The organism is Mesorhizobium sp. M2A.F.Ca.ET.039.01.1.1 (assembly GCF_003998035.1).
Classification (GTDB): domain Bacteria; phylum Pseudomonadota; class Alphaproteobacteria; order Rhizobiales; family Rhizobiaceae; genus Mesorhizobium.
Window position 1 is genome coordinate 1 of record NZ_RZRY01001024.1, and the last position, 1,758, is coordinate 1,758.

General features: G+C 54.8%; 1 pseudogene. It reads left to right on the forward strand.

The annotated features are described in order from the left end of the window. Positions 1 to 284 (forward strand): annotated as a pseudogene (locus EOA24_RS43595) (hypothetical protein); the annotation flags it as partial. Between the last annotated feature and the right edge of the window lie 1,474 nt (positions 285 to 1,758).

Consider the following 1,758-nt stretch of genomic DNA (forward strand, 5'->3'; position numbering starts at 1 on the left):
CGCTAGTCGCGGTGCAGCAATGTTGCCGGATTGCCGAGGAGGGTCTTGACTCTGCGAAAAGCGAACTGGGTCTCGATCATAACGAAACCCGTTCCTGGCACGGATGGCACCGCCACGTCTCGCTAGTCATGCTGGCGTTCGCGATGATGACCACCGTCCGCCACAAGGCGGGCCACGAGCCCGCTGGAGCCGTCGGGAGGGTCATTGCACCCAGCCGCCGGGCTGCAACGCTTGCCGCGGAGTTCCGAGAAGCCGAAACCGGCGTCGCACGAGGCCGGCGTTAGCTTACCGTGGCAGGAGCGGTCCTGCGAATGTCCTCGCAAGCCCTGCCCGAGTAGTCTGCCGATCAAAAAGTAATTGTAAGGACGAGGTACAACTGTGGATTTAACCTCCAAAAGGAGCTTCCAAACCGTCCGCCGGGGGGGGGTAGAGCGAAAGCCCGAATCTAGAGAAAAAATGGTCCTGCGACAAAATGCCATAGCGTGACTCAAAGGCGTCGAAGCGCGTGAGATCCCGGAGTTAGAGAAAGTTTCAGTTGGCACCGGTGATGGGTGGGAGCCCTCTGCATAGTCTTGCTGGACGAGGCTTTTCGTCGCCGAAACTGGCCTAACGCGAGGCGAATTTTCTGACGAGCAGCCTGGGCCGGTTCCGGCGATAGTGGGTGGCTTTTTTGTGCTTCCTATCGCGATCTGAGCTGAATGCGACCCTTTCAGTCATTGCCAATATGCTAGATGATGGGACGCAGGTTGAAGGAACGATTGCCGGTGAAAGAGATGGTCGGCAGAAAGACGGTGCGTAGCAGGTCAGCCGAGGCAAAATGCTATGTGCGAGCGGTGGTGAAACCAGTATTGCGAGCGCTCATGCGAAGGCCGGCGCCTCGTCGGCTCCCGATACGCATAACCAAAGCCCATTGTATGTCCCCGGATCTGCCTTGCAGAGACTGGCCGACATGTCGCATTTAATCGTTGGCGAACCGCTTGACATAGCTGCCATTGTATGCGGGCTCCTTTCGTTGGGAGTAGCTGCAGCTTCCGACTTGTTCGGGTCTTGGAGACCGGGAAGGAATGGCGACCAAACTAGCCTTTTTTGGGTCGTCGTTACTACCATGGCGATTGTATTCGCGCTTTTCTTGGCGGTGTAGACTTACTCGCTGACATCTGCGTTTGATCGAAAATTCGCAATTGTAATAACAAGCTTTATCTCTTGTGTCTCTTGAAGAAGTTATGGTAGACGAAGCCTGTCGCATATTGTAAAGGGGCAGCCTGAAAAGTCGGCTTTCCCTGCGGCATCCCCTTCCATCAAGGCCGCTTGCGCCAATTGGAAGCCGGGCGGGCTGGGGGGCAGACAAATGTATTTCCCGAGGTTTTTGGTAGGCGCCGCATGCGCGTTGATGATTCTTCTGGCCTGGGCTTATATCTCGACCTGGTCGGTCTGGTATTCGGCAATTTTGGCGGCCGTGGGCGCTCTCGCGTTGCAGCTCGGATACTTTTTGGCTGTCATATACCTCATCATTCGGAGCGATTCGGTTAAGCGAGAACAATTATCAGTAACAGACGAGAAGCGCGTTAACTTTTCGGGGCGGGCGGAATCTCCTTTCCGTTGAATGCGAAATGATGTGAGCTCCCAACCGGCTATATATGATGTAAATGTTCTCCAGGTCGCGGTATTGCGGATGAACAATTTGTCTATGCGAACCGCGCCGCGATGGACAGAGAAGTTTTACACCAACTATCGTCACAAAAGTGAGTTGGTTATAGT